Annotated in this window: 4 protein-coding genes; all 4 read left to right on the top strand. The window is 60.0% G+C overall.

The window, feature by feature from the left end; translation table 11 throughout:
- A partial coding sequence (locus IG629_RS07435) for an ABC-type transport auxiliary lipoprotein family protein (protein ID WP_193171342.1) occupies positions 1 to 609 on the top strand: 609 nt, incomplete at its 5' end.
- Positions 610 to 689: 80 nt separating this feature from the next.
- Complete coding sequence (locus IG629_RS07430) at positions 690 to 2,027, top strand: aspartate aminotransferase family protein (protein ID WP_193171341.1); 1,338 nt, start codon at positions 690 to 692, stop codon at positions 2,025 to 2,027.
- Between the two features lie 321 nt (positions 2,028 to 2,348).
- A complete protein-coding gene (locus tag IG629_RS07425) occupies positions 2,349 to 3,332 on the top strand; it encodes a TAXI family TRAP transporter solute-binding subunit (RefSeq protein ID WP_193171340.1) in 984 nt (327 codons plus the stop codon).
- Between the two features lie 181 nt (positions 3,333 to 3,513).
- A partial coding sequence (locus IG629_RS07420) for a TRAP transporter permease (protein WP_193171339.1) occupies positions 3,514 to 5,326 on the top strand: 1,813 nt, incomplete at its 3' end.

Here is a 5,326-nt window from a genome sequence, read left to right as displayed (position 1 = left end):
CTGCTTGCGCTTGCCGGAACGGTCTTGCCGGTTGCTGCTGTTTCCGCCTGCGGGGTGATACCGACACCGCAGGCGCCATCGCAGCTCTATCGGCTATCGCCGAAAAGCACGTTCGCCGACGATATTCCCAAAGTGTCCTGGCAGCTTGGTGTCGAGCCACCGCTTGCGCCGGCGGGTCTCAACTCCTCCCAGATCGCGGTCATGCGCGGCGAGTTGACGATGGATTATTTCGCCCGGGCGAAATGGGTCGATACCGCGCCATCCATGGTGTACCGGCTGCTGGTCGAGTCCTTCGAGAATTCGGAGAAGATCATCGGGGTCGGCCGCAGTGGCGTCGGTCTGCGCAGCGATTACGAGCTGCAGACCGAGTTGCGGGAGTTCCAGGCAGAGTATCTGGGGGGCGCGACCGTTCCGAAAATCAGGGTCCGGATCAACTGCAAGCTGGTGAAAATCCCGCAGCGGGTCATCGTCGCATCGCACTCTTTCGAATCCATTCGGGAGGCGCCGGACAACCGGATGGAAAGCATCGTCAAATCCTTCGATCTGGCGCTCGGGAGCGTGATGAAGAAGATTGTCGGCTGGACACTGAAGAGTGCCGCTGAGCTCTGAGCCGATGGCTTGACCAGAGGCGGAATCCGGGAGCACTGTTTGAGAGTATTCAACGCAACGCCCCAACCGAAAGTGTCGTCATGAACCACGTCTTTCATCGCAGCGCGGTCGCCTCCTATCCCGTCGCGGCAAGCGGCGAAGGCGTTTACATCACGGATAAAGCCGGGAAGAGTTATCTCGATGCCAGTGGCGGTGCGGCGGTCTCCTGTCTGGGGCACAGCGAGAAGCGTGTGATCGACGCCATCAAGGCGCAGCTGGACGAGATCCCGTTTGCCCATAGCGGCTTCTTCTCGAACGAACCGATGGAGCGTCTGGCCGATCATCTGATCGCGCGGGCGCCGGGCGATCTGGACCGGGTCTATTTCGTCTCTGGCGGCTCAGAAGCGGTCGAGGCGGCGCTGAAGATGGCCCGCCAGTATTTCATGGAGATCGGCCAGCCGCAGCGGCACAAGATCATTGCCCGCAAACAGAGCTATCATGGCAACACACTGGGCGCGCTGGCGGTTGGCGGCAACGAATGGCGCCGCGAGCAGTTCCGTCCGCTGCTGATCGACATCACCCACGTCTCGCCCTGTTATGCCTATCGAGGCCGGCAGGATGACGAGAGCGAGGAAGCCTACGGTGAGCGGGTCGCGAACGAGCTGGAGGCGGCCATCCAGGAGCATGGCCCCGAGACCGTCGCGGCCTTCGTCTGCGAGCCGGTGGTCGGTGCCACCCTTGGCGCGGTGCCGCCCGTTCCCGGCTACCTGAAGCGCATCCGCGAGATCTGCGATACTCACGGTATCCTGCTGATCTTCGACGAGGTCATGTGCGGCATGGGGCGGACAGGTTACCTCTTTGCCTGCGAGGAGGACGGCGTTGCGCCGGATCTGCTGACCATCGCCAAGGGGCTCGGCGCCGGGTATCAGCCGATCGGGGCCACCCTGGTGTCGAAGAAAGTTTTCGAGGCAATCCGCGACGGCAGCGGCTTCTTCCAGCATGGCCACACCTATATGGGCCATCCGGCCGCCTGTGCCGGGGCACTCGCAGTCCAGCATGTGATCGAGGAAGACGGGCTTCTGGATAAAGTCCGCATCATGGGCGAGAAGCTCAAGGCTGCTCTTGAGGAGCGCTTCGGCAATCATCCCCATGTTGGCGATATTCGCGGCCGCGGCCTTTTCATCGGCGTCGAGCTGGTCGAGGACAGGGCGAGCAAACGGTCCTTCGATCCTGACCTGAAGCTCCACGCAAAGGTGAAAGCCAATGCCATGGCGAATGGCCTGATGTGCTACCCGATGGGCGGTACGATCGATGGCCGGACCGGTGATCATGTTCTGCTGGCGCCGCCATTCATCATTGATGACAGTCACGTCGATGAGATTGTTGAAAAGCTTGGTGCGGCGGTGGAAACCGCTTTGGCGTCCCGTCAGGGGGGCTGAAAGAAACACTGCTTTGGCGGATAGGGACAGATTTCCGGGCAGGGGCGATGACCGCACTGCAGCATTCAATCGTGTTCGCTTAAATTTTTTATTGTATACAAAATAATTTAATTAATTTTAATTATTTCAATGAGTTAGGGCGGATTGACCTTTCTCGTTCTTGCGAGGCATAGTTGTTCAGGTTCGCCTGCTACCCAATGGCTTTGATGCGCGATATGCATGGGAGCATATCCGGATCCGGTTCAGGCTCTAATTGTCTGACAAAACGAAGCTGTAGAACGCAGGCAAGTTTAAACCACGAATTCTCTTGGAGGAGGCTTCATGAAACGGGCTTTCACGTTTGGCGTTGCGGCAGCCCTGGTGGCTGGCACTGCGCTCGTTGGAGCAACGCAGGGCGCAAGCGCTGCCGAGCAGCAGTTCATTACCATCGGTACCGGCGGTGTGACGGGGGTCTACTACCCGACCGGTGGCGCTATCTGCCGTCTGGTTAACAAAGGCCGCAAGGCCCACGGTATCCGCTGCTCGGTCGAATCGACCGGTGGCTCGATCTACAACATCAACACCATCCGGGCCGGTGAGCTGGACATGGGCGTTGCTCAGTCCGATTGGCAGTATCACGCCTATCACGGCACTTCGAAGTTCAAGGATGCCGGTGCATTCAAGGACCTGCGCGCTGTCTTCTCCGTCCATGCCGAGCCGGTCACGGTTCTGGCGCGGGCCGATGGCGGCATCAAGAACGTCACAGACCTCAAGGGCAAGCGGGTGAATATCGGCAATGCCGGCTCCGGTACCCGTGGCACCTGGGAAGTGATGGAAGAGGCCCTCGGCTGGACGCGTGGCGATCTGAAACTGGCCGCCGAGCTGAAGTCCTCCGAAACCGGTCAGGCGCTCTGCGACAACAAGATCGACGCCTATTTCTGGCTCGTCGGTCACCCGTCGGCTCTGACAAAGGAATCCGTTGCCTCCTGTGACGCCGTGCTGGTCGATGTGACCGGTCCGGCCATCGACAAGCTGGTCGCCGACAATTCCTATTACCGCAAGGCCACCATCCCGGGCGGCATGTATTCCAGCAATCCGGAAGACGTGCACACATTCGGTGTCGGCGCGACCTTCGTCAGCTCGACTTCCGTCTCTGACGATGTGGTCTATGAAGTCGTGAAAGCGGTCTTCGAGAACTTCGGCGATTTCAAGAAGCTGCATCCGGCCTTCGGTCATCTGAAGGAAACCGAAATGGTGAAGGACGGCCTGTCCGCTCCGGTCCACGGCGGTGCTGCGAAGTACTACAAAGAAAAAGGCTGGATGTAATTCAGCCGCTGGAAGGGAGAGGCTCGCCTCTCCCTTCTTGCTTTGCGTGACTAAGAAACAAGTATCGGCAGCTCTGTCCAATGAGCTTGCCATGTGAACCGGGAAAAACGCGCTGTCTGTGCGCGGCTGTTTGACTGAGGGTGACGTGCCCTGAACTGAGGGCGCGCGAAGAGGGGGCAATATGAGCAACGAGACGACGGAGTCGAAATCCGCGCGCCAGGCAGCTGAAGATCTGGTCGCTGCCGTCGATACAGGCGCACGCAACGTACCGGGAATGGTCGGGCTGGGTATCGCGCTCGGTGCATTGGCATGGTCCCTTTTCCAGCTCTGGATCGCGTCGCCGCTGCCGTACATGCTGGCCGACTTTATCCCTTTGATGAACAACACCCAGACCCGGCCGATCCATCTTTGCTTCGCCGTGGTTCTGGCCTTTCTGTCTTATCCGGCGCTGAAGAGCTCACCGCGCCGCAGCGTGCCGATTACGGACTGGCTGTTCGCGATAGCCGCGTCGGTTTGTATTCTTTATCTGGTGGTCGAGGCGGATGAACTCGCCGGCCGTATGGGCATTCCGACCACCGCGGACATCACGACTGCCGGTATCGGTCTCGTGCTGCTGCTGGAAGCTACCCGGCGCTCCCTCGGCGTGCCCCTGATGGCCGTCGCGCTGGTCTTCCTCGCCTATATCTTCTTCGGCCAGTTCGGCCCGGACATCATTGCCTGGAAAGGTGCGTCTTTCCAAAAGGCGATGTCTCACCTCTGGATCACCCAGGAAGGCGTGTTCGGTATCGGTGTCGGCGTGTCGACCTCCTTCATCTTCCTGTTCGTGCTGTTCGGTGCCCTGATGGACAAATCCGGCGCTGGCATTTACCTGACCAAGCTCTCTATCGCGCTGGTCGGCCATATGCGGGGTGGTCCGGCCAAGGCTTCGGTCGTTTCTTCGGCCATGACCGGTCTGATATCCGGCTCCTCCCTCGCCAACGTTGTGACCACGGGCGCCTTTACCATTCCGTTGATGAAACGCACCGGTTTTCCGGCCGAGAAGGCAGGCGCCGTGGAGGTTGCTTCCTCGACCAACGGGCAGCTCACGCCTCCTGTCATGGGGGCCGCAGCCTTCATCATGATCGAGCGGGTTGGCATCGATCTCGTCGAGATCATGAAGCACGCCTTTTTGCCGGCGATCATCTCCTATATCGCGCTGGTCTATATCGTTCACCTTGAGGCGGTGAAGGCCGGCATGGTTGGCCTGCCGCGCTCCTCGAAGGGGCGCACGATCCTCGCCAAGATTTTCAGCACAGCGACCGCACTGGTCGGTTTCCTCGTCCTGATGGCAATCACCTATTTCGGCTTTGCCTGGACGAAGGACGTTCTGGGGGATGCAACGATCTATATTGCATCGGCCGTTCTGCTGATCGCCTACGCGTTTCTGCTCAAGCTGGGGGCCGCCTATGAGGATGGTCGCCCGGAAGATCTCGAGGAGATGACCGAATGTCCGGAAATGCGGCCGACCCTGATGTCCGGTCTGTATTTCCTGTTGCCGATAGGCGTGCTGGTCTGGTGCCTGATCGTGGAGCGTTTCTCTCCGGGTCTCGCGGCTTTCTGGACCTCGGTCGTCATGCTCGTGGTCGCGCTCACCCATAAGGCCGGCAAGGCGTTCTTCCGGGGTGAGGGCATCGATCTGGCCGCGCTGGGCATGGGACGGGGCGAACTCTATGACGGTCTGGTCTCCGGCGCCCGGAACATGGTGCCGATCGGTGTCGCCGTTGCCGTTGCGGGCATTGTGGTCGGTGGCGTGACGCTGACGGGGCTCGGTCAGAAGATGACCGAGTTCGTTGAGTTCATCTCAGCCGGCAACCTGATGCTGATGTTGCTGTTCACAGCTTTCATCTGCCTGATACTCGGTCTCGGCTTGCCGACAACGGCGAACTACATCGTCGTCTCTTCACTGATGGCGCCGGTGATCGTGACCCTCTCTGCCCAGTCCGGGGTGATCCTGC

This window comes from Nisaea nitritireducens (genome assembly GCF_014904795.1).
GTDB classification, from domain to species: domain Bacteria; phylum Pseudomonadota; class Alphaproteobacteria; order Thalassobaculales; family Thalassobaculaceae; genus Nisaea; species Nisaea nitritireducens.
The sequence above is the reverse complement of the archived record's forward strand: the minus strand, read 5'-3'. Positions and strand labels throughout refer to the sequence as shown.

Coding starts and splice junctions, on each gene's coding strand:
- IG629_RS07425 (WP_193171340.1), top strand. CDS start 2,349: ATGAAACGGGCTTTCACGTTTGGCGTTGCGGCAGCCCTGGTGGCTGGC.
- IG629_RS07430 (WP_193171341.1), top strand. CDS start 690: ATGAACCACGTCTTTCATCGCAGCGCGGTCGCCTCCTATCCCGTCGCG.